General features: G+C 70.9%; 24 protein-coding genes. 20 read left to right on the forward strand and 4 right to left on the reverse strand.

What is annotated here, in order from left to right:
- Positions 1 to 38 precede the first annotated feature (38 nt).
- From OG707_RS01260 to OG707_RS01280, 5 genes are all read left to right on the forward strand, one after another.
- Positions 39 to 1,796, forward strand: coding sequence for a histidinol-phosphate transaminase (locus OG707_RS01260; protein WP_329113358.1), 1,758 nt, complete (start codon positions 39 to 41; stop codon positions 1,794 to 1,796).
- Positions 1,797 to 1,903: 107 nt separating this feature from the next.
- Positions 1,904 to 2,896, forward strand: a complete 993-nt coding sequence (gene dhaK, locus OG707_RS01265) for a dihydroxyacetone kinase subunit DhaK (RefSeq protein WP_329113360.1) — start codon at positions 1,904 to 1,906, stop codon at positions 2,894 to 2,896.
- A 46-nt stretch (positions 2,897 to 2,942) separates the two neighbouring features.
- Positions 2,943 to 3,539 carry a dihydroxyacetone kinase subunit DhaL gene (dhaL, locus tag OG707_RS01270; protein ID WP_329127571.1) on the forward strand — a complete coding sequence of 199 codons (597 nt, stop codon included), beginning with the start codon at positions 2,943 to 2,945 and terminating at the stop codon, positions 3,537 to 3,539.
- Positions 3,536 to 3,946: a PTS-dependent dihydroxyacetone kinase phosphotransferase subunit DhaM gene (locus OG707_RS01275; RefSeq protein WP_329113361.1), complete on the forward strand. Its 411-nt coding sequence runs from the start codon at positions 3,536 to 3,538 to the stop codon at positions 3,944 to 3,946. The genes dhaL and OG707_RS01275 overlap by 4 nt, the downstream gene beginning before the upstream one ends.
- A 99-nt stretch (positions 3,947 to 4,045) precedes the next feature.
- A complete protein-coding gene (locus OG707_RS01280; RefSeq protein ID WP_329113362.1) occupies positions 4,046 to 4,795 on the forward strand; it encodes an SDR family NAD(P)-dependent oxidoreductase in 750 nt (249 codons plus the stop codon).
- A gap of 69 nt (positions 4,796 to 4,864) precedes the next feature.
- Here OG707_RS01280 and OG707_RS01285 read toward each other — a convergent pair whose 3' ends face one another.
- Complete coding sequence (locus OG707_RS01285) at positions 4,865 to 5,485, reverse strand: LAETG motif-containing sortase-dependent surface protein (RefSeq protein ID WP_329113363.1); 621 nt, start codon at positions 5,483 to 5,485, stop codon at positions 4,865 to 4,867.
- Positions 5,486 to 5,888: 403 nt separating this feature from the next.
- Between OG707_RS01285 and OG707_RS01290 the strand changes: the two genes are divergently transcribed.
- The 9 genes from OG707_RS01290 (at position 5,889) to OG707_RS01330 (ending at position 15,762) form a co-directional block, all read left to right on the forward strand.
- A complete protein-coding gene (locus OG707_RS01290; RefSeq protein ID WP_329113365.1) occupies positions 5,889 to 7,859 on the forward strand; it encodes an amino acid transporter in 1,971 nt (656 codons plus the stop codon).
- A 53-nt stretch (positions 7,860 to 7,912) separates the two neighbouring features.
- Positions 7,913 to 8,854: a LysR family transcriptional regulator gene (locus OG707_RS01295; protein ID WP_329113367.1), complete on the forward strand. Its 942-nt coding sequence runs from the start codon at positions 7,913 to 7,915 to the stop codon at positions 8,852 to 8,854.
- A gap of 112 nt (positions 8,855 to 8,966) precedes the next feature.
- The gene (locus OG707_RS01300) at positions 8,967 to 10,133 is read left to right on the forward strand and encodes an NAD-dependent formate dehydrogenase (protein WP_329113369.1); all 1,167 of its coding nucleotides are present in this window, start codon (positions 8,967 to 8,969) and stop codon (positions 10,131 to 10,133) included.
- Positions 10,134 to 10,288: 155 nt separating this feature from the next.
- Positions 10,289 to 10,750 carry a molybdopterin-dependent oxidoreductase gene (locus OG707_RS01305; protein WP_329113371.1) on the forward strand — a complete coding sequence of 154 codons (462 nt, stop codon included), beginning with the start codon at positions 10,289 to 10,291 and terminating at the stop codon, positions 10,748 to 10,750.
- Positions 10,751 to 10,848: 98 nt separating this feature from the next.
- Positions 10,849 to 11,244, forward strand: a complete 396-nt coding sequence (locus OG707_RS01310; protein WP_329113373.1) for a TOBE domain-containing protein — start codon at positions 10,849 to 10,851, stop codon at positions 11,242 to 11,244.
- A gap of 78 nt (positions 11,245 to 11,322) precedes the next feature.
- A complete protein-coding gene (gene modA, locus OG707_RS01315) occupies positions 11,323 to 12,120 on the forward strand; it encodes a molybdate ABC transporter substrate-binding protein (RefSeq protein WP_329113375.1) in 798 nt (265 codons plus the stop codon).
- A 90-nt stretch (positions 12,121 to 12,210) separates the two neighbouring features.
- Positions 12,211 to 14,148, forward strand: coding sequence for an ABC transporter permease (locus tag OG707_RS01320; protein ID WP_329113377.1), 1,938 nt, complete (start codon positions 12,211 to 12,213; stop codon positions 14,146 to 14,148).
- A gap of 35 nt (positions 14,149 to 14,183) precedes the next feature.
- Positions 14,184 to 15,467: a CAP domain-containing protein gene (locus OG707_RS01325; protein WP_329113379.1), complete on the forward strand. Its 1,284-nt coding sequence runs from the start codon at positions 14,184 to 14,186 to the stop codon at positions 15,465 to 15,467.
- Positions 15,468 to 15,564: 97 nt separating this feature from the next.
- Positions 15,565 to 15,762: a DUF4236 domain-containing protein gene (locus tag OG707_RS01330; protein WP_329113380.1), complete on the forward strand. Its 198-nt coding sequence runs from the start codon at positions 15,565 to 15,567 to the stop codon at positions 15,760 to 15,762.
- Between the two features lie 3 nt (positions 15,763 to 15,765).
- Here OG707_RS01330 and OG707_RS01335 read toward each other — a convergent pair whose 3' ends face one another.
- Genes OG707_RS01335 through OG707_RS01345 form a run of 3 tightly spaced genes read right to left on the reverse strand, consistent with a single transcriptional unit; the run spans position 15,766 to position 17,573 of the window.
- Positions 15,766 to 16,440 carry a YoaK family protein gene (locus OG707_RS01335; RefSeq protein ID WP_329113382.1) on the reverse strand — a complete coding sequence of 225 codons (675 nt, stop codon included), beginning with the start codon at positions 16,438 to 16,440 and terminating at the stop codon, positions 15,766 to 15,768.
- A 40-nt stretch (positions 16,441 to 16,480) separates the two neighbouring features.
- Positions 16,481 to 17,089: a phosphoribosylanthranilate isomerase gene (locus tag OG707_RS01340; protein WP_329113384.1), complete on the reverse strand. Its 609-nt coding sequence runs from the start codon at positions 17,087 to 17,089 to the stop codon at positions 16,481 to 16,483.
- 25 nt (positions 17,090 to 17,114) lie between these two features.
- Positions 17,115 to 17,573 carry an Lrp/AsnC family transcriptional regulator gene (locus OG707_RS01345; protein WP_329113387.1) on the reverse strand — a complete coding sequence of 153 codons (459 nt, stop codon included), beginning with the start codon at positions 17,571 to 17,573 and terminating at the stop codon, positions 17,115 to 17,117.
- A gap of 63 nt (positions 17,574 to 17,636) precedes the next feature.
- Between OG707_RS01345 and OG707_RS01350 the strand changes: the two genes are divergently transcribed.
- From OG707_RS01350 to OG707_RS01375, 6 genes are all read left to right on the forward strand, one after another.
- Positions 17,637 to 18,347, forward strand: a complete 711-nt coding sequence (locus tag OG707_RS01350; RefSeq protein WP_329113389.1) for an AzlC family ABC transporter permease — start codon at positions 17,637 to 17,639, stop codon at positions 18,345 to 18,347.
- Positions 18,340 to 18,669 carry a branched-chain amino acid transporter permease gene (locus OG707_RS01355; RefSeq protein ID WP_329113392.1) on the forward strand — a complete coding sequence of 110 codons (330 nt, stop codon included), beginning with the start codon at positions 18,340 to 18,342 and terminating at the stop codon, positions 18,667 to 18,669. Before OG707_RS01350 ends, OG707_RS01355 begins: the two co-directional genes overlap by 8 nt.
- Before the next feature lie 181 nt (positions 18,670 to 18,850).
- Positions 18,851 to 20,470 carry a PP2C family protein-serine/threonine phosphatase gene (locus tag OG707_RS01360; RefSeq protein ID WP_329113394.1) on the forward strand — a complete coding sequence of 540 codons (1,620 nt, stop codon included), beginning with the start codon at positions 18,851 to 18,853 and terminating at the stop codon, positions 20,468 to 20,470.
- On the forward strand, positions 20,467 to 21,492 hold the full coding sequence (locus tag OG707_RS01365) for a cobalamin B12-binding domain-containing protein (RefSeq protein ID WP_329113397.1): 1,026 nt from the start codon (positions 20,467 to 20,469) through the stop codon (positions 21,490 to 21,492). The genes OG707_RS01360 and OG707_RS01365 overlap by 4 nt, the downstream gene beginning before the upstream one ends.
- A 116-nt stretch (positions 21,493 to 21,608) precedes the next feature.
- Positions 21,609 to 23,624 carry an ATP-binding protein gene (locus OG707_RS01370; protein WP_329113399.1) on the forward strand — a complete coding sequence of 672 codons (2,016 nt, stop codon included), beginning with the start codon at positions 21,609 to 21,611 and terminating at the stop codon, positions 23,622 to 23,624.
- Between the two features lie 136 nt (positions 23,625 to 23,760).
- Entirely contained in the window at positions 23,761 to 25,509 is a 1,749-nt protein-coding gene (locus OG707_RS01375; RefSeq protein ID WP_329113401.1) for a glycosyl hydrolase family 18 protein, read from the forward strand.
- The last annotated feature ends 8 nt before the right edge of the window (positions 25,510 to 25,517 follow it).

Here is a 25,517-nt window from a genome sequence, read left to right on the forward strand (position 1 = left end):
GCACCCCCAAGGATGTGCTCATGCCGAAAGAGACATGCATGCGTCGCGACCTGCAGATACGCACTGCCACCCCCGAGGACCTGGTCTGGATCCACGAGTTGAGGCACCGTGTGTACGCCCAGGAGCTCGGTCAGCACGCGCCGCGACCGGACCGGCGGCTGTACGACGCGCTGGACGGTGACAACGTCTATCTCGTCGCCGCCCGGGGGCCGGTCCGTATCGGCTTCGTCAGCCTGACCCCGCCGTGGCTCGGCAGCTACGGCCTGGACAAGTACCTGACCCGCGACGAACTGCCGCTGCTGTCCGAGGGAGGCGTCTTCGAGGTCCGCATCCTCACCGTGGAGCCGCGCTGGCGCTCCACCGCGGTGGCACCCCTTCTGATGTACGCGGCCCTGCGCTGGATCTCCTCCCGGGGAGGGCGTGCGGTGGTGGCGATGGGCCGCACCGAACTGCTCGACATGTACCTCGCGGCCGGTCTGCGGCCCGTCGGCCGCACCGTCCGCAGCGGTGCGGTGAGTTTCGAGGTGCTGACGGGCGAGGTGGCCTCCCTGACGCAGGTGGCCACCAGCCGGTACCGCACGGTCCTGGAGCGGTTCGGCTCCGTGGTCGACTGGCAGTTGGACATGGAGTGGGCGCCGGGGCCGGACGGCTGTGAACACGGCGGCGCTTCCTTCTCCGCCATCGGCACGGATTTCCGCACCTTGCACCGGCGTCACGAGATTGTCGCCGCCGACGTGCTCGACGCCTGGTTCCCGCCGGCTCCGGGGGTGCGGGACGCACTCGTGGAAGACCCCGCCTGGTCCGCCAGAACCTCCCCTCCCACCGGCGCCGAAGGCCTCCTGTCGGAACTCGCCACATCCCGTGCGCTGCCGGTGGAGACACTCGTGGCGGGGGCAGGCTCCTCGGACCTGATCTTCAGGGCGTTCGGCCGGTGGCTGACCCCGGAGAGCAGAGTGCTTCTGCTGGACCCGGGGTACGGCGAGTACGCCCATGTCACCGAGCGCGTGATCGGGTGCCGCGTGGACCGCTTCCGCCTGCACCGGAGGGACGGCTGGCGGATCGACTTCGCCCGGCTGGCCCCGGTCGTCGAGGCGGGCCGATACGACCTGGTGGTCGTGGTCAACCCGAACAACCCGACCGGACGCCACGCTCCGGCCGCCGAACTGCGCGCCCTGATCGCGGCCGCCCCGGCCGGGACGCGCTGGTGGATCGACGAGGCCTACCTCGGCTACGTGGACCTGGCGGAGTCGCTCGCCCCGCTGGCCGCGGTGGACCCGCGGGTCGTGGTCTGCACCTCGCTCTCCAAGATGTACGCGCTGTCCGGCGTACGGGCGGCTTTCCTGGTGGCCGAACCCGCCACCGCGGCCCTGCTGCGCCGGTGGACACCGCCCTGGGCGGTGAGCCTCCCGGCCCAACTCGCCGCCGTGGCAGCCCTGCAGGACCCGGAGTACTACCGCGCACGCTGGCAGCGCACCCACACCCTGCGCCGCCAACTGGCCGCGGATCTGGCTCTGGTGGACGACACGGCCGTGGTCGAGGAGGGCGTGGCGAACTTCCTCAACGTCACCCTGCCGCACGACGGACCGAGCGCTGCCCGCCTGGTGCGGGAGTGCCGCCGGCACGACGTCTATCTGCGCGACCTGTCGCCCCTCTCGCCGCAGTACGAGGGGCGCACCGTCCGCGTCGCGGTCAGGGACGCGGCGGAGAACGCACGCATCGTGGCGGCGTACGAGTCTGCGCTGGAGAGGCTGCACCCCGGCAGACTCGCCCGGCAGCCCGCCGGACACATCCGGTGATCGACCGGGGATGCCGCGGACGTCCGACCCCGTGACCTTCACTGCCACAAGGCCGATACTTCCCTCAGGCTCCCTTGCCCGTCCACCAGGCTCACTTGGAGGCACCTATGAGGATGCTGATCAACGTCCCGGAGACCGTGGTCGCCGATGCCCTTCGCGGCATGGCCGCCGCGCACCCCGAACTCAATGTGGACGTCGAGAACCGTGTGCTCGTACGGAGGGACGCCCCCGTCTCCGGCAAGGTGGGCCTGGTCTCCGGCGGCGGCAGTGGCCACGAGCCGTTGCACGGTTCGTTCGTGGGGCGCGGCATGCTCGACGCCGCCTGCCCCGGTGAGGTGTTCACCTCGCCCGTGCCCGATCAGATGGTGCGCGCCGCCGCGGCCGTCGACAGCGGTGCCGGCGTGCTGTTCGTCGTGAAGAACTACACGGGCGACGTCCTCAACTTCGACATGGCCGCGGAGCTCTTGGAGGAAGAGGACATCCGGATCGCCAAGGTGCTCGTCAATGACGACGTCGCGGTGACCGACAGTCTGTACACGGCGGGGCGGCGCGGGACCGGGGCGACGCTCTTCGTGGAGAAGATCGCGGGAGCAGCCGCCGAGGAGGGCACCCCGCTGGAGCGCGTGGCGGAGATCGCCAAGCGGGTCAACGACCACTCTCGGTCCTTCGGGGTCGCGCTCAGCGCCTGTACGACGCCGGCCAAGGGCAGCCCGACCTTCGATCTGCCGTCCGGGCAGCTGGAGTTGGGCGTCGGCATCCATGGTGAGCCGGGGCGTGAGCGGCGGGCCATGATGACCTCGAGGGAGATCGCGGACTTCTCGGTGGACGCGATCCTCGACGACCGGCGGCCGACGGGGCCCGTGCTGGTGCTGGTCAACGGCATGGGGTCGACGCCGCTGCTCGAGCTGTACGGGTTCAACGCGGAGGTGCAGCGCGTGCTCGCCCAGCGCGGGGTGGTCGTCGCCCGGACCCTCGTGGGGAACTATGTGACCTCGCTCGACATGGCGGGCTGTTCGGTGACGCTCTGTCAGATCGACGAGGAGCTGCTGCGCCTGTGGGACGCGCCGGTGAAGACCGCGGCCCTGCGCTGGGGCTGCTGATCCGTTCCGTACACCGCCCTCTCACCAAGGAGCCTCCGTGCCCGACATGCTCGACGCCGCACTCTTCCGCCGCTGGATGTACGCGATGGCCGCCGCCGTCGACCGTGAGGCGGGGCGGTTGACGGAACTGGACTCGGCGATCGGCGACGCCGACCACGGCAGCAATCTGCAGCGCGGATTCGCTGCCGTCGCGGCAGTGCTGGAGAAGGAGGAGCCTGCCACGCCCGGCGGCGTACTCACCCTGGCCGGACGGCAGTTGATCTCCACGGTGGGGGGTGCGTCGGGGCCGCTGTACGGGACTTTGCTGCGGCGTACCGGCAAGGAGCTGGGCGATGCGGCCTCGGTGAGCCGGGAGGAGCTGGCCTCGGCGCTCGGTACGGGAGTGGGTGCGGTGGCCCAGCTCGGCGGTGCGCAGGCCGGGGACAAGACCATGCTCGACGCACTGTTGCCCGCGGTGGAGGCGCTCGGCTCTTCGTTCGGTGCGGCGCGGGACGCGGCCGACGCCGGGGCCCTGGCCACCGTGCCGCTGCAGGCCCGCAAGGGCAGGGCCAGTTATCTCGGCGAGCGCAGCGTCGGACACCAGGATCCGGGGGCGACCTCGGCCGCGCTGCTCGTGGGCGCGCTCGCGGAGGTGGCCGGGTGAGCGCGGGGAAGGCGGTCGGGATCGTGCTCGTCTCGCACAGTGCCGCCGTCGCAGGCGCCGTCGCCGAGCTCGCCAAGGGCCTGGCAGGCGGGGGCGACACCGCCCCGGTCGCCGCTGCCGGCGGTACGCCCGACGGTGGTCTCGGTACGAGCGCGGAGCTGATCTGCGCGGCCGCCCGGGAGGTCGACCGGGGCGCGGGTGTCGCGGTGCTGGTCGATCTGGGCAGTGCCGTACTGACGGTGAAGGCGCTGCTGGCCGAGGGCGACGAACTGCCCGACGGCACCCGGCTGGTGGACGCACCCTTCGTGGAGGGCGCGGTGGCCGCACTGGTCACCGCATCCGCCGGTGCGGACCTTGCTGCGGTGGAGGCCGCGGCGGCGGAGGCCTACGACTACCGGAAGGCATAGGAGGCCTTGGCCGTTTCCTTGACTCGGCTCTCGCACCGCCTTAGCGTCGCCATACATGGACATGATTGATGTTCACATACCAGGACGATGGGGTGAGTCGTGAGTCAGCGACGCGTAGTGGTGTCCGGCGGCGGTACGGGAATCGGTCGCGCGACGGCGGAGGCCTTCGCCGCCGACGGCGACCGGGTCGTCATCGTCGGACGACGTGAGGAGGTCCTGCGCAAGGCCGCGGACGAGATCAACGCCGTGCACGGCGAGGGTGCGGTCACCTGGACGACCGCCGACCTGAGCGAGCCCGAACAGGTGCGTGCCGCCGTCGGGTTCATCACCGCGGACGGCGGTGCGGTGGACGTTTTGGTGACCAACGCGGGCGGCAATGTGTCGTCCGGCAACGACGGCACCCTGGAGTCGATCGCCCGGGGGTACCAGGCCAATTTCGCCGCGAATGTACTGACCGCCGTCCTGCTGACCGAGGGTCTGCTGCCCCACATCAGCCGGCCGGGCGGCCGCATCATCCATCTGTCGTCGATCGCGGCGCTGCGCGGGCCCGGCTCGTACGGCGGGTCGAAGGCGATGGTCAACACGTACACCTTCGAACTCGCCCAGCGGCTCGGCAAGGACGGCATCACCGTCAACGCGATCGCCCCCGGTTTCGTCGCGGACACCGAGTTCTTCGGGGACCGTGCGACACCCGAGTTCGTGGCCGCCCGGGTGGCGCAGTCGCTGACCGGGAAGCCCGGTCTGCCGAGCGAGATCGCCGCGGCCGTACGCCATGTGGCCTCGCCCGAGGCCGCGTACACGACCGCCCAGATCATCCATGTGAACGGCGGTGCCGCGCTGGGCCGTTGACGGCCCCGGCGACTGTGCACACCAAAGCGGCCGGCGCCCCGAGGGGTGCCGGCCGCTTCAGTGTCTAGGTCAGTGCTGCGCGGAGCGACGCTTGCGCGTGGCCCACACGATGCCGCCACCGGCCACGAGGACCACGGCAGCCGTGCCCGCGATGAGCGGCGTGGAGCTGGAGGATCCCGTCTCGGCCAGGTTGTCCGAGGACTTGCTCGGAGCGGGGGCCGCGGAGGTGGGAACAACACTCGCCGAGGTGCTCGGGGCCGGGGCCTCGGTGCTCGGAGTAGCGCTCGGGGTCGGGGTGGCCGACGCCGGCGGGGTCGACGGCGGCGGGGACGAGGGCTTCTCGCAGACCGGCGCGGTCTTGTCCAACGTCTTGTCGTAGCCGTTGTCGTGCGCATCGATGATGAGCTGGAGAGCAAGCGGCTTGTCGTGCGCGCCCAGCTTCTCCGACCAGTTGAAGTCGTTCTGGAAGTGCTTGAGGGGAAGAAGGTCCTTCCCGTCCACGGTGACACGCACCGTGTTGTCGCCATCGCCGTACGCGGTCAGGTCAACGCTGACCGAATCGCACGTCACGGTCCAATTCGGGTTGTGCGCCTGCGCCGGTGTGGCGCTCAGTCCGACGCCGACAACGCCTGCAGTCGCGGCCGCTATGAGCGCCCCCCGGCGTCGCCACGATCCTCTGGTCACGGTCACTAAAATTCCTCCGGAATTGCTGCGCCGCCCGACTGGCGGCACGCGCGCAGATTATCGCCTGGCCGCACAGGCCTTTACACAGGCCCCACATAGCTCAGGTGCGCCCAATACACCCACAGACCCGAGCAGTTGGCAACCGTCCCGGCTACCTCGTGATCGAACCTTTCCGTAATCGGGCGGGCGCAGCACCAAAGAAGGAAGCGGGGACAGAAAGAGGGCCGTCCAATTCGCCCACAGGGCTCCCAAATACCCCAGGCAGCCCAATTCCCCTTATCTCCGCTCCAACCGCGGCACGCCGTGACCTGCGATGAAATCGCTCCCGGCCGGGTGTCGGGCGACGATGTGCTGGATACCCGCCCGTCACCCCTCACCCGACCGCCCGACCGCCCAGGGAGACACCCGCATGACCGGCACTCAGGCCGAGACGACAGCCGAGCCCAAGGCATCGGTCCGCCCGTGGCGCGCCTGGCTGCTGGAGGGGCTGAGCGACCAGTCCGCCCGTCACCCCGGCCCGCACGGCACTCCCCCGGCCGAGCACAAGGGCCACACCTGGTGGCGCGTCATGTGCCTGACCGGGGTGGACTACTTCTCCACCCTCGGGTACCAACCGGGCATCGCCGCCCTGGCCGCAGGTCTCCTCTCACCCCTGGCCACGCTCGTGCTCCTGGCCCTCACCCTCGGCGGTGCGCTTCCCGTGTACCGGCGCGTCGCGAAGGAGAGCCCGCACGGCGAGGGTTCCATCGCGATGCTGGAGCGGCTGCTGCCGTGGTGGGCGGGGAAGCTCTTCGTCCTCGTGCTGCTCGGGTTCGCGGCGACCGACTTCATGATCACCATCACGCTGTCGGCGGCGGACGCCTCCGCGCACGTCGTGGAGAACCCCTTCGCACCGGGCTGGTTGCACGGAGAGAACCTCTGGATCACCCTCGCCCTGATCGCCGCCCTCGGAGCGGTGTTCCTCAAAGGATTCCGGGAAGCCATCGGCATCGCCGTGGTTCTCGTCGGCGTCTATCTGGCGCTCAATCTGGTGGTGCTCGCCGACGCCGTCTGGCATGTGGTGACCGAGCCGGTTGTAGTGGGCAACTGGTGGGACGCGATGACGGCCGAACACTCCTCGCCGCTCGCCATGATCGGTGTGGCGCTGCTCGTCTTCCCCAAGCTCGCGCTCGGCATGTCCGGATTCGAGACGGGCGTCGCGGTGATGCCGCAGGTGCGCGGCGACGCGTCGGACACGTACGAGAATCCCGCCGGGCGCATCCGCGACACCCGCAAACTGCTCACCACCGCCGCGCTGATCATGAGTTGTTTTCTGCTGGTCTCCAGCCTCGCGACGACCATCCTGATTCCCGAGGACGCGTTCAAGGCGGGCGGGCAGGCCAATGGGCGCGCGCTCGCCTATCTCGCCCATCAGAATCTGGGCGAGGCTTTCGGCACGGTGTACGACGTCTCGACCATCGCCATCCTGTGGTTCGCCGGAGCCTCGGCCACCGCCGGTCTGCTCAATCTCGTACCGCGCTATCTGCCGCGGTACGGCATGGCGCCCGAGTGGACGCGTGCGGTGCGGCCGTTGGTGCTGATCTTCATGGCGATCGCCTTCTTCATCACCGCGTGGTTCAACGCGAACGTGGACGCGCAGAGCGGTGCGTACGCGACCGGCGTGCTGGTGCTGATGCTCTCGGCGTCCTTCGCCTCGACCGTCGCCGTGCACCGGAAGGGCCGCCGGGGTGCCGCGATCGGCTTCGGGGTCATCACCGCGATCTTCGCGTACACCCTGGTCACCAATGTCATCGAGCGGCCGGACGGCATCAAGATCGCCCTGCTGTTCATCATCGGCATCCTGGTGACCTCCTTCGCCTCGCGCGTCCACCGCGCCTTCGAACTGCGGGCCGCCGAGATGACCTTCGACAAGAAGGCGCTCCGGCTCATCGACGAGTGCGCGCAGGCCGGGCCGATCCGGGTCATCGCCAATGAGCCGCAGGAGCGGGACATGGCGGAGTACCGCGCCAAGGAGTACAGCCAGCGCGAGGCGACCCACATCCCCGGCGGCGGACCCGTGCTGTTCGTGGAGGTGACCGTCCCGAACTCCTCCGACTTCACCGGCGACGTCACCGTCCGGGGCGTCCAGCACCACGCGGTGCGCATCCTGCGCGTCGAGGGTCCCGTGGTGCCCAACACCATCGCCGCCGTGCTCCTGGAGCTGCGCGACCGTACGGGCAAGGTTCCGCACGCGTACTTCAACTGGACCGAGGGACACCCGCTCAGCCATCTGCTGCGCTTCCTGGTCTTCGGCGACGGCGAGGTCGCCCCGGTCACCCGCGAGGTGCTGCGGCGCGCCGAACCGGATCCGGCACGGCGCCCGCGCATCCACGTCGGCTGACCGGGGCGGCACGGCCCCTGGACGGTGATCCGTTGCGCCGTACAGCATGAGCCATGCTGCTTCGCCAACTCGAGTACCTCGTCGCCCTGGCCCGCGAGCGGCACTTCAGCCGCGCCGCCGACGCCTGCTTCGTCTCCCAGCCGTCCCTCTCGGCGGGGATACGCAAGCTCGAACACGAGCTGGACGTGCCGATCGTGCGGCGCGGCCGCCGCTTCGAGGGGCTGACACCGGAGGGCGAGCGTGTCCTGGCGTGGGCGCACCGCATCCTCGCCGAGCGGGACGCCCTGGAGCAGGAACTGTCCGTGATGCGGGGCGGGCTGACCGGCACACTGCGCCTCGGTGCGATCCCGACGGCACTCACCTCGGCCTCGCTGCTCACCACCCCGTTCTGTGCGACGCACCCGAGGGTGCGGATCGCCCTGGAATCACTGTCGTCCCGTCAGATCCTGGACGGTCTTGGCGAGTTCGAACTGGATGCCGCGATGACGTACGTCGACGACGACACGCTGCGCCACGTCCGCAAGATGCCCCTGTACGAGGAGCGCTATCTGCTGCTCACCCCGCTGGACGGCCCCCTCTCCGGTCAGCGCCGAGCACGCTGGGCGCAGGCCGCGAGCCTGCCGCTGTGCCTGCTCTCCCCGAGGATGCGCAACCGGCAGATCATGGACGAGTGCTTCGCCGCCGACGGTGTCACCGCGACCCCCGCGCTCGAGTCGGACACCGTCGCCGGGCTGTACGCGCATCTGTCCGGCGGCAGCTGGTCGAGCGTCATCTCGCACGCCTGGCTGCACATGTTCGGGGTGCCGAAGGGCATGCGCGTCCTCCCTCTGGAGGGTCCGGCGCACGGTCCCCGGGTGGGCCTCGTCATCGGTGACCACAAGCCGGAGTCGGTACTGGGCCGGGCGCTGTGGGAGGTCGCCCGGGGAGCCCGGGTGCGCGACACCCTGGAGGAGCTGCTCGCGGCGCACACCGGCCCTTCCGCAGGCGGGAGTTGATAGGTGTGGGCTATGACGGCATAGCAACGTTCGCTTTGACGGCTCCGTCCCGCCGCGAGGAGCGTGGGGGCATTCCCGCACCTCACACCCCTCGACGACGAGGAGCCGCACCATGGCCAAGGTTCTCTGTGTGCTGTACGACGACCCCAAGGACGGATACCCGACGTCGTACGCCCGGGACGATCTGCCCGTCATCGACCACTACCCCGGCGGGCAGACCGCTCCCACCCCGAAGTCCACCGACTTCACCCCCGGCCATCTCCTCGGCAGCGTCTCCGGTGAACTCGGCCTGCGCACCTTCCTGGAGAGCCGGGGCCACACCCTGGTCGTCACCTCCGACAAGGACGCGGCCGGCTCCGCCTTCGACCGTGAGCTGGCGGACGCGGACGTCGTCATATCGCAGCCGTTCTGGCCGGCCTATCTGACTCCGGAGCGGATCGCCGCCGCCAAGAACCTGAAGCTGGCCGTGACGGCGGGCATCGGCTCGGACCATGTCGATCTGGACGCCGCCATCGCGCACGGTGTCACCGTCGCCGAGGTGACGTACTGCAACAGCATCAGCGTCGCCGAGCACGTGGTGATGATGACGCTCTCGCTCGTACGCAACTACCTGCCGTCGCACCGGACGGTGCTCGACGGCGGCTGGGACATCGCGGACTGCGTGGCGCGCAGTTACGACCTGGAGGGGATGCACGTCGGTACGGTCGCGGCCGGGCGCATCGGCCTCGCCGTCCTGCGCCGGCTCGCCCCCTTCGACGTGAAGCTGCACTACACCGACCGCCACCGGCTGCCGAAGGAGGTCGAGGAGGAACTGGGGCTGACCTTCCACGCCTCGGCCGAGGAGATGGTGCCGTACTGCGACGTGGTGACCATCAACGCACCGCTGCACCCGGAGACGGAGGGGCTCTTCGGCGACAAGCTGCTCGGCTCCATGAAGCGCGGCACGTATCTCATCAACACCGCGCGGGCGAAGATCGTCGACCAGGACGCCGTCCAACGGGCCCTGGAGAGCGGTCAGTTGGCGGGGTACGCGGGTGACGTCTGGTATCCGCAGCCCGCACCGGCGGACCACCCGTGGCGCACCATGCCGCACCACGGGATGACCCCGCACATCTCGGGCTCCTCGCTCTCCGCCCAGGCCCGGTACGCGGCGGGCACGCGGGAGATCCTGGAGTGCTGGCTGGACGGCACACCGATCCGGGACGAGTACCTGATCGTCCAGGGCGGCGGGCTGGCCGGAACCGGTGCGCACTCCTACGCGGTCGGCGGCCGCGGCTGAGGCGGCAGATCCGCACCTGCTGGGCCAGTTGGCGCATCGGGCCGACAACTGCCAGGAGAATCAAGCCTTTTGCTTGCTTCTGAGGTTCGCCGTGACGCATGCCGGGCAGGACTTTCAGGCATGCGTCACAGCGGATCGCTCACAGGGGGCAGCCGATGACCCGGCTCGGTACACGCACCAGGCCGTTCGTCCTCGACGGGGAACTGCACCGGCCGGCGAGGCTGACCGTCGCGGAGCTGCGGGAGGGATGGGATCAGCACCGGGCCGACGTGGTCTTCGACTGCGCCACCGCCGGCCCGCAGCGGCACACCTTCGAGGGGCCGCTCCTGCGGGAGGTCGTCGCCTCCGCGGGCCCCGCCTTCGACGTACGGCGCCGGAAGGACCGCTCCCGTTTCGTACTGGCGGTCTCCGGCGGGGACGGCCACCACACGGTGCTGTCCTGGGCGGAGATCGACGCCGACTTCGGCAATACGCCGGTCCTGCTGGCCACGCACCTGGACGGCGAGGGGCTCGACGGGCAGGGCAGCCAGCTGGTGGTCCCCTCCGACCGTTGCGGGGCCCGTTACGTCAGCGCGATCACCCGGGTGTGGTTCGGACCCTGCACCGTTCCGGAGTGATCCGTTCTTTGGGGCTTCCTCCAAGTGGGTTGGCAGATGCCCCACAAATCGGCGTCAGGGATTGCAGATGCCAGGTCTCAAGGCCTAGTTTTCCGCTTATGCAGTCCTACACCATCGGCCAGGCAGCGCGTCTGCTCGGCGTCAGCCCCGACACCGCTCGTCGCTGGGCGGACGCGGGGAAGGTCGCGACCCACCGCGACGAGAGCGGCCGCCGTCTGATCGACGGACGTGATCTGGCCGCCTTCTCCGTGGAGGTCGCCCAGAACGGCACCGACGAGGACGAGACCTCGTACACCTCCGCCCGCAACGCCTTCCCGGGGATCGTCACCGCGGTCAAGCTCGGCGACGTGGCGGCACAGGTGGAGATCCAGGCGGGCCCGCACCGGCTCGTCTCGCTCCTCACCCGTGAGGCGGTCGAGGAGCTGGGTCTCGAGGTCGGCATGCAGGCCACCGCCCGCGTGAAGTCCACCAGCGTGCACATCGACCGCGTCTGACGTCACCGCTCACCCTCCTGCGGGGGCCGTCCGTCCCACGGCCCCCGCCGCTTCATTCCACCTAGGAGTCCCACCCTCATGTCTCTCGTCATCACCCGGCGCCGGTCCGCCGCCGCGGTTCTGTCGGCCGCTCTGCTTCTCTCGCTGGCCGCCTGCGGCAGCGACGACAAGAAGGACAGCGGGGCCAAGGCCACCGGGGCCTCCGACGCCAAGGCCGATCTGACCGTCCTCGCCGCCTCCTCGCTGACCGACGTCTTCAAGACGGCGGGCGCCGCGTACGAGAAGGAGCACCCGGGCACGAAGATCAAGTTCTCCTTCGCCGGTTCCCAGGAGTTGGCCGCCCAGGTGAAGCAGGGTGCGCCCGCCGACGCGCTGGTCACCGCCGACACCAAGACCATGGACGGGGTGGCGTCCGACGCGGGCACCCCGACGGTGATCGCCAAGAACCGTCTGGTCATCGCGGTCGGCAAGGGCAACCCCGAGAAGGTCGCCTCGCTCAAGGACCTCGCCGACACCAAGCTGAAGGTCGTGCTCGCCGCCCCCGAGGTGCCGGTCGGCAAGTACAGCCAGAAGGTCCTGGACGCACAGAAGATCACGGTGAAGCCGGTCTCGCAGGAGCCCAACGTGCGCGCCGTGCTCTCCAAGGTGGAGCTGGGCGAGGCCGACGCCGGTCTCGTCTACAAGACGGACGCGGCCACCGCGACCGGCAAGGTCGACGCCATCACCATTCCCGACGCTCAGAACGCCGTGGCCTCCTACCCGGCCGCGACGCTGAAGACGTCGAAGAACGCCGATGCCGCTGCGGCCTTCGTCAAGTGGCTCTCCGGGGCCGAGGCGCAGAAGATTCTCCAGGACGCGGGCTTCCAGCAGCCGTAACCGCGCAGGGGCCGCCCGGGCAGGAGTCGGGCGGCCCGCTCGGCGGTAGCCGCCGCCGGGGTCAGCACCGGCCCGAATTCAGGAATCTTCATGAAACGCCTCCGCCCCCGCAGCGGCACCACCCGCGCCCCCGTCGCCCTGGTCGTGCCCGCGCTGCTCGCGATCGCGTTTCTGCTGATGCCCCTCATCGGCATCCTCGCCCGCACCACCTGGAGCGATCTCGGCACTCATCTTTCGAGTCCGGGCGTCACCCAGGCGCTGCGGCTCTCGCTCGTCGTCTCCTTCTGGGCGCTCGGCCTCTCGCTCGTCCTGGGCGTACCGCTGGCCTGGCTGCTTGCACGCGTCGACTTCCCCGGCAAGACCCTCGTCCGCTCCCTCGTGCTGCTCCCCATGGTGCTGCCGCCCACGGTCGGCGGAGTCGCCCTGCTCCTCGGCTTCGGGCGGCGCGGGCTGCTCGGCCCCTGGCTGGAGAACACCTTCGGCATCACGCTGCCGTTCAGCACGTCCGGCGCCGTCGTCGCCGCGACCTTCGTCGCGATGCCGTTCCTGGTCATCAGCCTCGAAGGCACCCTGGCCGGAATGCGCCCGAGTTATGAGGAGACCGCGGCCTCCCTCGGAGCGTCACCGGTGCGCGTCTTCTTCACCGTCACGCTCCCCATGGTCGCGCCCGGACTGGCCGCGGGCGCCGCCCTCACCTGGGCGCGGGCGCTGGGCGAGTTCGGCGCCACGATCACCTTCGCCGGCAACCTGCCCGGCTCCACCCAGACCCTCCCCCTACAGGTCTACCTCCTCCTCCAGGACTCCCCCGAGGCCGCGACCTCCGTCTCCCTGCTGCTGCTCGCCATCGCCATGGCCGTACTGATCGCGCTGCGCGGCCGCTGGACGGGTGCCGGCACCCGCGCCGACCGTGCGACGGACAAGCGCCCGGTGGACGAAGTGCCTGCGGCCGCCGACGACTTCGCTCCCGTCGAGCCGCCGTCCCCGAAGGAGCTCTGGCCGCTTCACGCCGAGGTCAGCGGCTTCAACCAGCTGACCCTGGACGCCGATCCGGGCACCACCATCGCCGTCGTCGGCGAGAACGGTGCGGGCAAGACCACCCTGCTGCGGGCCCTCCTCGGCCTCACTCCGCGCGCCCACGCCGCCCTGCGCCTCGGCACCACCGACGTCACCGCCCTCCCGCCGCACCGCCGCGGCGTCGCCTGGGTCCCCCAGGAGGGTGCGCTCTTCCCGCATCTGACGGCCCTCGCCAACACGGCGTACGGACTGCGCGCCCAGGGGACCGGCCGCGCCGAGGCCCGGCGCGAGGCACTCCAGTGGCTGGAGCGGCTCGGCGTGGGCCATCTCGGCCACCGCAAGCCGGGGCAGCTCTCCGGCGGGCAGGCCCAACGGGTCGCGCTGGCACGGGCGTTGGCGGCGCGCCCCCGTCTGCTCCTGCTGGACGAGCCCCTCGCCGCCCTCGACCAGACCACCCGCGCCCACGTACGCCACACCCTGCGCACCCACCTCGCCGGGTTCGGCGGCGTCTGTCTGATCGTCACGCACGACCCGGTGGAGGCGGTGTCGCTGGCCGACCGGGTGCTCGTACTCGACGAGGGGCGCACGCTGCAGTACGCGCCGCCCGCCGAGGTCTCCCGCCATCCGCGCTCGCCGTGGGTGGCGCGGATGCTCGGCCGCAACGCCTGGACGGGCTCCGCCGCCGCGGACGGCACCCTCGAACTCGCCGACGGCGGGCGGCTCGTCGTCGCCGACCCGCTCGACGAGGGGGCCACGGCGCTGGCCGTCATCGCCCCGGAAGCCGTCTCCGTACACCGCGACAAGCCGGGCGGCAGCCCGCGCAACGTCTGGCCCGGCACCGTCCGCGAGATCACCGCCGCCGGCAGCCGTCTCCGTATCGTCATCACCTCCGACCAGGCCCCGGACCTGGTCGCCGAGATCACCGCGGCGGCGGCGGCCGAGCTCGGCCTCGCGGACGGAGCCGACGTCTGGACCAGCGTCAAGGCGACCGAAGTCACCCTGGTCGCGCTGTAGGGAACCGGCACCCGTCCGAACTGCGTTCTCCAGGCATGAGCGAGTTGGTCCCCGGCGGCAATCTGGCCCTCCCCGGCGGTGTGCTGACGTTCCATGTGCCGGGGCCTTTCGATCTGTCGGTGCTGATCACCGACGACAGCGGAAAGGTCGGCGGCGACGCCGACTTCGTCTTCTACAACCAGCCGACGGCGCCCGGGGCCCGCCTGGGCGACGGCACGGTGAGCGTGGACCCGGGGCGGCTGCGCGCCGGGGCGAGCAGGGTCACCGTGGTCGTGAGCCCCGCGGACCCCGGCACCGCGCTGGGCCGGCTGCCCGCGCCCGCCCTGCGCCTCAGCGGCTCCGGCGGGCAGACGCTCGTCACGTTCACCCCGCCGCGCCCGACGCACGAGACCGTACTGCTGCTCGCCGAGGTCTACCGCCGCGGCACCGGCTGGAAGATCCGCGCCATCGGCCAGGGTTACGCGGACGGGCTGGCCGGGATCGCCCGCGACTTCGACGTCGACGTCGCGGAGGACACGGCCGGGGGCTCCGGCGACACCCTCGCGACGGCCTCCGCCCCCGACGGTCTGCTCGGTCTCGTCAACGCGGACCGCGCCGGTGCGGGCGCCCCGCCCGTGCGCCTGGACCCGCGACTGGCCTCCGCGGCGCAGGCGCACGCCACCGGCATGGCGGGGCAGGACCGGCTGAGTGTGGAGGGCCCGGACGGCATCTCCGTCTACCAACGGGTCTCGGCCTGCGGGTACGCGTACCTCACCATCGCCGAGCACCTCGTCTCCGGGCCGCGCACGCCGGCCGAGTTCGTCGAGTACTGCCGGAGTGACGCCCAGACCCGGCGTGCGCTGCGGAACCCGGATCTCACGGACGCCGGCTTCGCGCACGTCGGCGAGTACTGGACAGCGCTGTGGGCCAGGCCCTTCACGGCGGAGGGTCTGGTGCGTACGGCGTCGGAGGTGGTCGCCCTGACCAACACCGAGCGCTCCAGGGACGGACTGCGGCCGCTGGCCACCGATCCCCGGCTGACCGCGGCCGCGCAGGCGTACAGCACCGACATGGCGGCCCGCGGCTTCTACTCGCACACCTCCCCCGAGGGGCTCCAGCCGTGGGACCGGGCGGCCGCGGCCGGAGCGGCCCACCGGGGCATCGGCGAGAACATCGCCTGCGGCCAGCGCACCGGCCCCGAGGTGGTGCTGGGGTGGATGAACAGCCCGGGGCACCGCGCCAACATCCTGAAACCTGACTTCACACACATCGGCATCGGCTTCGCGGGCGGCGGTCTGGCGGGAACGTACTGGACCCAGCTCTTCGGGCAGTCCGGGTAGTTCACGCGGGGCGAACAACTGCCGCGCATGTGCGGGGAGTTAACGGATACCCGTACCCCCGCCGGAACCACACCTCGGCGAGCCGAAGGAGCAGCTGATGCCGATCACGTTCCGCAAGAGCTTCCGGATCCTGCCCGGAGTGCGGCTGAACATCAACCGCCACTCCTGGTCCATCACCACCGGCGGCCGGAACGGCCCGCACCACACGTCGAGCAGCACGGGCCGCCGCACCACCTCCATGGACCTGCCCGGCCCGTTCGGCTGGCGTCGCACCACCCGCCGCCGACGCGGCTGACCGCTAGGCCTTTACGGAGCGGGCGGCCATCAGGGCGACGGCCGCGAGCAGGGCCACCGCCGGTGCCAGCGCCCAGGCCGTCCCCTCGTTGATCTGGAGAAGGCCGCCCGCGAGCGCGCCGCAGAACATGGCGGCGACCGAGACCAGCCGGCGGACCGTGGCCGGTCCCGGCCGGTCCGCCGCCAGTCCGGTCAGGGTGAGCGTGAGCACGGTGGTGGTGAAGTCGGGCACCGCGAGCCCCCGTACGACCGCGTTCTGCAGGCCCATGCCCAGCGCGAGGAGCGCGATCAGTACGTACGGGGAGACTCCCGCGAGCTCTGCGGCCAGCGCCGCGGCGACCAGCGCCGCGTGGATCCCGACCAGCGCGGCGAAGAGCCGCAACCGGTCGGGGACCCGCGGGGAGATCCGTCCGCCGGCCAGCGCGCCGACGACGAAGACCCCTCCCGCCAACAGGGATGCGGTGGCGGAGAGTTGATGGTCACCGGCGAGCGCGAAGCCGAGAAAGACCACGTTGCCGGTCATGTTGGCGACGAAGACCCGGCCGAGCCCCAGATAACTGACGGCGTCCACCAGGCCCGTGACGACGGTGAGCACCACCAGCAGGGGCGGCAGCACACCGTGGTGACCCGCATGGTCGGGGAAGAGGCGGGCGGCGGCCCGGCGAAGGAGAGTGTCCACATGATCCCTTCGGCAGAAAGACTCCGCCCTTGAAGCGACCCTAGAGCGGTCGCCGGGCCGCGGCCAGGAAGTCCTTGATCAACTGCGGTGACTTCACACCGCGTTCGCCCTCCACTCCGCTGGACACGTCCACACCCCACGCGCCGGTGGCCTCGGTGGCCCGGCGGACATTGCCCGGATGCAGTCCGCCGGCGAGCAGCCAGTGGCCGGCGGGGGCGGCGAACTCCGGCGAGGACCAGTTCCACGGCTTGCCCGATCCGGGGTCCGGGGCGTCGAGGAGCAGCAGGTCCTCGCCCAACTCCCCGTACCGGACCGGCTCTTCGGCGGCGGACGTCGCCCGGATCAGAGTACGGCCCTCGGCGCGCAGGGCCTCGTAGTACTCGATGCCCTCGTCGCCGTGCAGCTGTACGGCACGGATGCCGCTCTCCTCGGTCAGCCGCCGCACCTCTTCCACGGACTGCCCGCGGAAGACCCCGACCGTCAGAACGTGGGCCGGTACCCGTTCCGCGAGACGTCGGGCCGTGGCGCCGTCGACCGTGCGCGCACCGGACGCGAAGACAAAACCGATGGCGTCGGCACCGGCCTCGACGGCCGTGTCGACGTCCTGTCCGGTTCTCAGACCGCAGATCTTGACGAAGAGATCACTCATGCCCCGATTCAAGCAAACACCCGGCTCAATCCGTAACTTTGATCTTCTTCATGGTGGGCTGCGAGATCACGCGGGCGACACCGGGGATACCGATGATCTTGCCGGTCTGGAACGCCTCGTACGCGGCGTAGTCGGCGACCAGAACCCGCAGGTGGTAGTCGGGGGTGCCGAACAGGCGGCGGAATTCGACGACTTCCTCATAGGCCGCGATGGTGGTCTCCAGTCCCTCCAGCGTCTTGAGGTCACTCACCGAGACCTCGATGGAGACGATGACCTCAAGACCCCGCCCGGCCGCCTCGGGGTTGATGCGGGCCCGGTAGCCGGTGATGATCCCGGACTCCTCCAGCCGCTTGACGCGCCGCAGACACGGCGGAGGGGTGAGCCCGACGCGTCGGGCCAGCTCCACGTTGGTCAGCCGCCCGTCCTGCTGAAGGTGGAACAAAATGTCGCGATCAATCTGATCCAGTTCGCGTTCATTGCCCATCCGGCAATTCTAGAGTCATATTTCGCAACCATATAAGTCCGATTCCTTCCTAGAATTGCCCACATGGGAACACCTCCGCCCGGACACGGGCTGCGGTCGGACATCGGGCAGGCGCTCAAGGACTCCGGAGCGGTCGGACTCGGCGCCTTCCCGATGGGAGTCGCCTTCGGAGTCCTCGTCGTCCACTCCGGTCTGGCGTGGTGGTGGGCGAGCGTCTTCTCCACCCTCATCTACGCCGGGTCGCTCGAGTTCCTGCTGATCGGCCTGGTCGTGGCCACCGCCCCGCTGATGCAGATCGCGCTCACCGCGTTCCTGGTGAACCTGCGGCATGTGTTCTACGCCCTGTCCTTCCCGCTGCACCGGGTCAACGGCCTGGTGGCGAAGTCGTACAGCACCTTCGCGCTCTCGGACGAGGCGTACGCGGTCACCACGGGCGAGGCCGCGCAGTCCTATCCCCGGCGCCGCATCCTGTGGCTCCAGGTGTTCATCCACCTCTACTGGGCCGGCGGCGCGACGGCCGGCGCCCTGTCCGGCTCGCTCGTACCCGCCCGGGTCACCGGCCTGGAGTTCGCGGTGACCGCGCTGTTCACCGTGCTGGCCATCGACGCGTACCGGGCCAGGCGCTCCGCGGCGACTGCCGCTCTCGCGCTGGCGTGCGCGCTCCTGGCGCGCATCGCGCTGCCCGGCCAACTGCTCCCGGCCGCCTTCCTGATGTTCACCGCCGTGCTGGTGACCCGCCACGCCCTCACGCACAGGAGCGCGCACGATGCCTGACACCCGCTATCTGCTCGCCGCGGTCGCCACCGCCGTCGTGGTCACCTGGTCCTTGCGGGCCCTGCCGTTCGCCGCCCTGGCGCCGCTGCGTTCCAGTCCGCTGGTCGCACGCCTGGGCAGGTCGATGCCACTGGGCGTGATGACGATCCTCACCGTCTACACCCTGCGCGACCTCGGTCCGTACGTCCCCGACCGGACCTGGCCGACCCTCATCGCACTCGCCCTGACCGCGGCCCTGCATCTGTGGCGGCGGAACGTGCTGCTGTCGGTCCTCGGCGGAACCGCCGCCCATGTCGCCCTGGTCAGCACCCTGTTCAGCTGAACGTTTTTCCACATCAGCGCCGGTTCCCATGCTTTCACACCGGCCCATGATCGTGCGCCAATGCCGTCAAGTACCCGGTTTGACCACGGCAGTTGAGGCACGGTGTTCTATCGGTTGTCAGCACCGACGAATACGGAGGCTCCGGAGCGAGGGTCCCACGGCACCCCGCCCCGGATTGATCATGTCGCGAACACACCAACAGCCCGCCCCGGACAGCGATCAGGCTCAGCAGGACAGCAGCAGAGCCCTGTCCTGGGTGGCTCTGCTCCTCAGCACGCCCGAGGCCGCCGTGTTCGTGGATGCGGGCAACCGCATCGTCTCCCTCAGCCAGCCCGCCGCCGTCCTGCTGCCGGAACTCCGGGCGGGCGATCCCCTGGATCCGGACGCGCTGCCCGGCTGGCTCGTCTGCCGGGATGTGCAGTTGCACGGCTACAGCGGGCGCCCGACTGCGGCCGTGCACACCGCGGTTGCCCCGGACCGGTCAACTCCGCCCACCCAGGACATTCACCCGGACGACGGACATCGCACGAGCCGCCCGCAGAGCCTCTGGGGCCCCGGAGTCTCCTGGGAACAGTGCACCCTCGCTGTCGCGCACCGTCTCGTGGACCGGTGGGCGGACAGTGCGGCGGTGGTCACGCCCATCCGCCGCGGTTCGGCCGAGGTGGCCCGGGCCACCCGTCCCGACGGCGCCCTCCGGTGCCTGAGCGAGCGGTACGAGCGGGTACGGATCGAGGGGGATGCGGTGCCCGGCCTGGCGGACGCGCTGGACGGCGTACCCGCACCCGAGCCGTACTGGCAACCCGCGCCCCCGGAGCTCCCGTTGTGGCTCACCGGGCCCGACGCCGCCGGGTTCGACTCGCTGCTGGTCGTGCCGCTCCCCGGTGACGGCACAGCCCCCGGCGCCCTGGTGCTGCTCCGCCGGGGGCAGGGCGTGCAGGAGCCGGTCGCGGAGGGCGGCACCCTCCAGACGTTCGCACGGCAGGCCGCGATCGCCCTGCACGCGGCTGGACTTCAGCGCATCGTCGACGGCGTGGCCGAGGGCCTGGCGGAACAGCTGAGGCCGCCTCCCGCCGCCCGGTTCAAGGGAGCCGACGTCGCCGGAGCCTGGCGCCCGTCGCACACCGGGCTCGGTGCCGGAGGTGATTTCTACGACTTCCTTCCGCGCGGGAACCCCAGCACCGTGGTGCTGGGCGACATCTGCGGCAACAACACGCGCTCCGCGCTGCGGGCGAGCGCCATGCGCGAACAGCTCGCCGCCCTCGCCGGCCACGACACCTCCCACCGGGAACTCCTCGGCCGCCTCGACGCCCTTCAGCACCACGACGACGACTGCGCCTTCGCCTCACTCGTCCTCGCCACGGTCTCCTCCGGCGTCCGGGGCGGGCTGGCACTGCGCATCTCCACGGCGGGCCACCCGCCGGCCCTGATCCTGCGGCGCGGGGGGAAGGTCGCGTCCGTCGCCTCCGGGGGTTCGCTGATCGGGGTGGCGCCCCGGGTGAGCGGCCGGAGCCGGTTGGTCAGGCTGCGCCCGGGCGAGACCTGTCTGCTGTACAGCGACGGGCTGACCGAGGCGCGCGGGGGCCCGCACGCGGAGCTGCTGGGCGAGGACCGCTTCTCGGAGGCGCTCGCCACCTGTTACGGACTGCCGCCCGAGGCCGTGGTCGAGCGCATGCTCATGACCACCGCGCAGTGGCTCGACGGACGCGACCACGACGACATCACGCTGGTCGCCATCCAGGCGCCTCCCCTCCCCGGCGGCCTGACGCACACACGTACCAGCAGGAGGAGAGGAAGCCCATGAGCGGAAGCCCCGCGGACAGCTCGTTCACCGCGCAGTTGTCGGTGCAGTTCCACAACAGCCTGCTCCGGCAGAACGAGGGGATGATCACGGCACTGGTCCGCCGGGCCCTCGACAAAGGGGTCACCCGGCAGGCCTTCCTGCTCGACGTGGTGGCACCGGCCCAGCTGCGGATCGGCGAAGCCTGGGCGAGCGGCGCGATCGGCGTCGCGCAGGAGCACGCCGCGACGGCCCTCAGCGACCGGGCCATCACCCTCGTGCTCGCTTCTCCGCACGACGTCCCCGAACTCCGGGCCGACCCCGTCCGGGCCACCGTCACCTGCGTGGAGGGGGAATGGCACGCGCTGCCCGCACGGCTGGTCGCCGATGTCCTGCGTCTGCACGGGCAGCGGGTCACTTTCCTCGGCGCCCATGTCCCCACGCACCATCTGCGCACCCATCTGCGCACCGACCGGCCGCAGGTCCTCGCGCTGAGCTGCTCCATGGCCTCGCGTCTGCCCTTCGCCCACGCGGCGGTCGAGGCCGGACGGACCGCCGGCATTCCCGTACTGGCGGGCGGCGCCGCGTTCGGACCCTCCGGAAAGCGGGCGCGCGAGGTGGGCGCGGAACACTGGTGCAAGGACGCCACGGACGCCGCGGACCTTCTTGCGAAGGGCGCCGTCGGCCCCACCGGGGCACCTCCGTACACACCGGGCCCGGAGAACCTGGAGGAGTTCAGGCTCCTCACCTCCACCCGCGCCCGCCTGGTGCACGACCTGGCCACCGGTCTCGGACACCCGGATCCGGCCCATCCCCTGCATCACACGCACCTCACGGACCACTTGGGGCTGCTCGCGGAGTCCCTCGCCTCGTCCGTGTACATGGCCGACCGGAGCATCTTCGCCGATGCGGTCTCCTGGCTGGCCGCCATCGGCCGCCCCCGTCGGCTCTCGCCGGCGTTCCTGGAAACCGCCCTGGAGCGCATGACCGCGCGGCTCAGGGACTTCCCGCTGGCCGCGGCCGTCCTGCACGCGGCCGCCGACTGACCTCACCTTGATCATCCGGCGCTCAAATACGGACGTTTCCGACCGTTTTCCGGGATGCCGTACGGCTGCGGTCCCCCAGGCGGCAGGATGGGCCCGTGGTAGGCAACCTCCCCGTCATGACGACCAGTTTCGTCGGCCGCAGAAGCGAACTGGTAGCTACCGGGCGGGCATTGACGGATCACCGTCTGGTCACCCTCACAGGCACCGGCGGCGTCGGCAAGAGCAGACTCGCGTTACGCACCGCCGAGCAGGCGCGTGACGGATACAGCGACGGGGTGTGGTGGGCGGATCTCTCCCACCTCTACGACGACCGTCTGTTCACCGCCATGGTCTGCGACGCCGTAGGACTTCTCGACCACAGCCTGCGCAAGCCCGCCGAGGCCCTCTGCGACTGGCTCGCCGACCGGCGGATACTGCTGGTCCTCGACTGCTGCGAGCGGGTCATCGGGGCCTGCCGCACGCTGGTGGCCGAACTGCTCACCGCGGCCCCGGGGCTGACGATTCTCGCCACCAGCCGCGAACCCCTCGGTGTGTCCGGCGAGTTCTGTCTGGAGGTGCCGCCGCTGTCCCTGGGCGCCGAGGGGGACGAGGCGGTGCTCCTCTTCCGCGAGCGGTGTGCCACCAGCGCTCCCGATCTGTCGCTCGACGCCCCGGAGACGGCCGCCGCGGTGTCCGACATCTGCCGCCGTCTGGAAGGGATTCCCCTCGCTCTCGAGCTGGCCTGTGCGCGGCTGCACGAGAACAGCGTCGCGGACATCTCCGAACGCCTGACGTCACGGCTCGACACCCTCGTCGACGACTCCCTGTGGCCGGCACGCCATCGCGCGCTGCGCACCGCCATCGGCTGGAGCCACGAACTCTGCACTCCGCTCGAGCGGCTCCTGTGGGCCAGGCTCTCGGTCTTCCGCGGCCCCGTCCATGCGGCGGATGCCACATCCGTCTGCAGCGGCGGCCCGTTGACCGCCGACACGATCCCCCCGCTCCTGGAGCGGCTCGCGGCCCGGTCCGTGCTCCAGCGGCACGGCACCCGCTACCGCATGCTCGACACCCTCCGCGAGTACGGAGCGATGTGGCTCACCGAGCTCGGCGAGGACCGCACCGTCGCGGGGCGCCACGCCGCGCACTTCGCCGACATGCTGGCCCAGGCGCAGACCGACTGGCTCAGTCCGCAGCAGGCCGGCTGGTTCGACAGGATCTCCGAGAGCCACGCCGACCTGTGCGCCGCACTCGACCACCTCCTCGCCGAGGAGCCGGAGACCGCCGTGGAAATGGCAGGGCGCACCGGTGTGTTCTGGCCCTCCTGCGCACATCTCCACGAGTCCCGCGACTATCTGGAGCGCGCCCTGGCGCTCGACACGGAGAAGGGGCCCGAGCGCACCCAGGCGCTCTGGGCGCTGGGTGTCACGCTCATCTTCCAGGGTGATCACGAGGCGGCCCTGCAGGTCGGGGAGGAGTGCACCCAGGCCGCCTGGCAGGACCACGATCCCGGATCCGCGCTCCTCGCGGCGCACACCGTCGGCCTCACACATTTGATGACGGGCCACCCGCAGATGACGCGCACCGTCTGCGACCGCGCGCTGAAGGCCTGCGAGGAAGGACCCACGACGGGTCCCGGCTACCTCGCCTGCATGGTGGTCAAGATCTTCGCCCTCACGGCCCTGGGCGAGCTGGAGGAGGCGTACGAGGACGCCTCCAGCCTGCACCGGATCAGTGTGCGCTACGGCGAGCACTGGGCCCGTGCGTACGCGGACTACCATCTCGCCTTCATACACCTCCTGCAGGGACGCCCCGACACGGCCGAGAAGCACGCCCGGGCCATGCTCGCGAGCAAGCAGGTCCTGCACGACAGGCTGGGGCTCGCCCTCGGTCTCGATCTGCTCGCCGGGGCGATCGCGGTCCAGGGCGACGGAGTCGAGGCCGCTCGCACCTCCGGCACGGGGGACGCGTACTGGCGCATGCTCGGTGATCCCAACCGCGGATCCCCCGAGCTCGGCGCGCTGCGTGACGACTGGGAGCAGAGGGCCCGTACGTCGGCGGGCGAGGCCGCCTACGAGACCGCGTACCGCCGTGCCGTGTCCGACGACGCCGAACGCGGCCTCGCCCACGCGCTGCAGGGCCACCACTCCCCGTAACAGGCCGCTCCCGCCGGGCAGTTGAAGGTGCTCGGCAAACACTGGGGCATGAAGTGGTCTGGACCCTTGACGTGGACATGGTCCAGACCAATCATGGGGCGCGATCACCTCCTTGTCTCACCCATCGGGAGCCCCCATGAGACGGAACAGACCCCTGCGCGCCCTTCTGACCGCCCTGACGACCACGCTCGCCTCGGCCGGTCTGGTCCTGGGCGGGACCGGCGCCGCCCACGCGGCCACCCCCCTGCCCGCCCATGTCTTCGCGCCGTACTTCGAGGCGTACAACGGCGACAGCCCGGCGGCCCTCGCCCAGCAGTCCGGCGCCAAGTACCTGACGATGGCGTTCGTCCAGACCGAGGCGAAGGGGTCCTGCACCCCCTACTGGAACGGTGACACGGGCCAGCCCGTGTCCTCCTCCGTGTTCGGCGCGGACTTCACCACCATCCGCTCGCGCGGCGGGGACGTGATCCCGTCCTTCGGGGGGTACGCGGCCGACAACGGCGCCACCGAGATCGCGGACAGCTGCACCAGTGTCGACTCGATCGCCGCCGCGTACGAGAAGCTCGTCACCACGTACGACGTCACCCGCCTCGACATGGACATCGAGGACAACTCGCTGACCAACTCGGCCGGGATCGACCGCCGCAACAAGGCCATCAAGAAGCTGCAGGACTGGGCCGCCGCCAACGGCCGTACGGTGCAGATCTCGTACACCCTGCCGACCACCACCAGCGGCCTCGCGGACAGCGGACTCGCGGTCCTGCGGAACGCCGTCACCAACGGCGCCCGCGTCGACGTCGTGAACCTCATGACGTTCGACTACTACGACGGCGCCTCGCACAACATGGCCACCGACACCCAGACCGCGATCACCGGACTGGTCGGCCAGCTGGGCTCCCTCTACCCGTCGAAGACCTCCGCCCAGCTGTGGGGAATGACCGGCATCATCGAGATGCCCGGCATCGACGACTTCGGCGCCGCCGAGACCTTCACCACGGCGAACGCGACCACCGTCTACAACTGGGCCGTCTCCAAGGGGGTCAACACCCTCTCCTTCTGGGCCCTGCAGCGCGACAACGGCGGCTGCCCGGGCACCGGCGGCTCGGACACCTGCTCCGGCATCGCCCAGGACCAGTGGTACTTCACCCACACCTTCGCGCCCTTCACCGGCGGCGGCGGTCCGGTGGCGGACGACTTCTCGCTCTCCGTTGCGCCCGGTTCGGCGGCGGTCGCCCCCGGCGGCTCGGCCACCGCGACCGTGAGCACGGCGGTCGCATCCGGCACCGCGCAGACCGTGGCTCTCACCGCCTCGGGCGCGCCTTCCGGTGTGACGGCCACGCTCACCCCCTCCTCGGTCACGGCGGGCGCCTCCTCGCAGCTCAAGGTCACCGCATCGGCCTCGGCCGCACCCGGGACGTACCCGATCACCGTCAAGGGAACGGCAGGCACGACGAGCCACTCCTCGACGTACACCCTCACCGTCTCCGGTCCCGGCGGCGGCACGGGCGCGCTGGTCAACGGCGACCTGGAGAGCGGCGCCCTCGCGCCGTGGAGCTGCGAGAGCGGCGGCGCGGTGGTGGCCACCCCGGTGCACGGCGGGACACACGCGCTCAAGACCAACCCGACGTCCTCGCAGACCGGTGAGTGCACCCAGACCCTCACCCTGGCCCCCAACACCAAGTACACGCTGAGCGGTTGGGTGCAGGGCAACTACGCCTACCTCGGCGTACGGGGCGGTGCGACCGCCAGCGCCTGGACCAGTTCCGCGGGCTGGTCGAAGCTCTCGGTCCCGTTCACCACGGGCGCGTCCGGTGCGGTCACCGTCTATCTGCACGGCTGGTACGGGCAGGGCGCGGTGTACGGCGACGACCTCGCCGTCGGCTGACAGCGCAG

This window comes from Streptomyces sp. NBC_01465 (assembly GCF_036227325.1).
Classification (GTDB): domain Bacteria; phylum Actinomycetota; class Actinomycetes; order Streptomycetales; family Streptomycetaceae; genus Streptomyces.

Bases quoted from the DNA above. Each gene is read 5' to 3' on its own strand.
- OG707_RS01260 (WP_329113358.1), top strand. From the start codon at position 39: ATGCGTCGCGACCTGCAGATACGCACTGCCACCCCCGAGGACCTGGTC.
- dhaK (WP_329113360.1), top strand. From the start codon at position 1,904: ATGAGGATGCTGATCAACGTCCCGGAGACCGTGGTCGCCGATGCCCTT.
- dhaL (WP_329127571.1), top strand. From the start codon at position 2,943: ATGCTCGACGCCGCACTCTTCCGCCGCTGGATGTACGCGATGGCCGCC.
- OG707_RS01290 (WP_329113365.1), top strand. From the start codon at position 5,889: ATGACCGGCACTCAGGCCGAGACGACAGCCGAGCCCAAGGCATCGGTC.
- OG707_RS01295 (WP_329113367.1), top strand. From the start codon at position 7,913: ATGCTGCTTCGCCAACTCGAGTACCTCGTCGCCCTGGCCCGCGAGCGG.
- OG707_RS01300 (WP_329113369.1), top strand. From the start codon at position 8,967: ATGGCCAAGGTTCTCTGTGTGCTGTACGACGACCCCAAGGACGGATAC.
- OG707_RS01305 (WP_329113371.1), top strand. From the start codon at position 10,289: ATGACCCGGCTCGGTACACGCACCAGGCCGTTCGTCCTCGACGGGGAA.
- OG707_RS01310 (WP_329113373.1), top strand. From the start codon at position 10,849: ATGCAGTCCTACACCATCGGCCAGGCAGCGCGTCTGCTCGGCGTCAGC.
- modA (WP_329113375.1), top strand. From the start codon at position 11,323: ATGTCTCTCGTCATCACCCGGCGCCGGTCCGCCGCCGCGGTTCTGTCG.
- OG707_RS01320 (WP_329113377.1), top strand. From the start codon at position 12,211: ATGAAACGCCTCCGCCCCCGCAGCGGCACCACCCGCGCCCCCGTCGCC.
- OG707_RS01325 (WP_329113379.1), top strand. From the start codon at position 14,184: ATGAGCGAGTTGGTCCCCGGCGGCAATCTGGCCCTCCCCGGCGGTGTG.
- OG707_RS01330 (WP_329113380.1), top strand. From the start codon at position 15,565: ATGCCGATCACGTTCCGCAAGAGCTTCCGGATCCTGCCCGGAGTGCGG.
- OG707_RS01340 (WP_329113384.1), bottom strand. From the start codon at position 17,089: ATGAGTGATCTCTTCGTCAAGATCTGCGGTCTGAGAACCGGACAGGAC.
- OG707_RS01345 (WP_329113387.1), bottom strand. From the start codon at position 17,573: ATGGGCAATGAACGCGAACTGGATCAGATTGATCGCGACATTTTGTTC.
- OG707_RS01350 (WP_329113389.1), top strand. From the start codon at position 17,637: ATGGGAACACCTCCGCCCGGACACGGGCTGCGGTCGGACATCGGGCAG.
- OG707_RS01355 (WP_329113392.1), top strand. From the start codon at position 18,340: ATGCCTGACACCCGCTATCTGCTCGCCGCGGTCGCCACCGCCGTCGTG.
- OG707_RS01360 (WP_329113394.1), top strand. From the start codon at position 18,851: ATGTCGCGAACACACCAACAGCCCGCCCCGGACAGCGATCAGGCTCAG.
- OG707_RS01365 (WP_329113397.1), top strand. From the start codon at position 20,467: ATGAGCGGAAGCCCCGCGGACAGCTCGTTCACCGCGCAGTTGTCGGTG.
- OG707_RS01370 (WP_329113399.1), top strand. From the start codon at position 21,609: ATGACGACCAGTTTCGTCGGCCGCAGAAGCGAACTGGTAGCTACCGGG.
- OG707_RS01375 (WP_329113401.1), top strand. From the start codon at position 23,761: ATGAGACGGAACAGACCCCTGCGCGCCCTTCTGACCGCCCTGACGACC.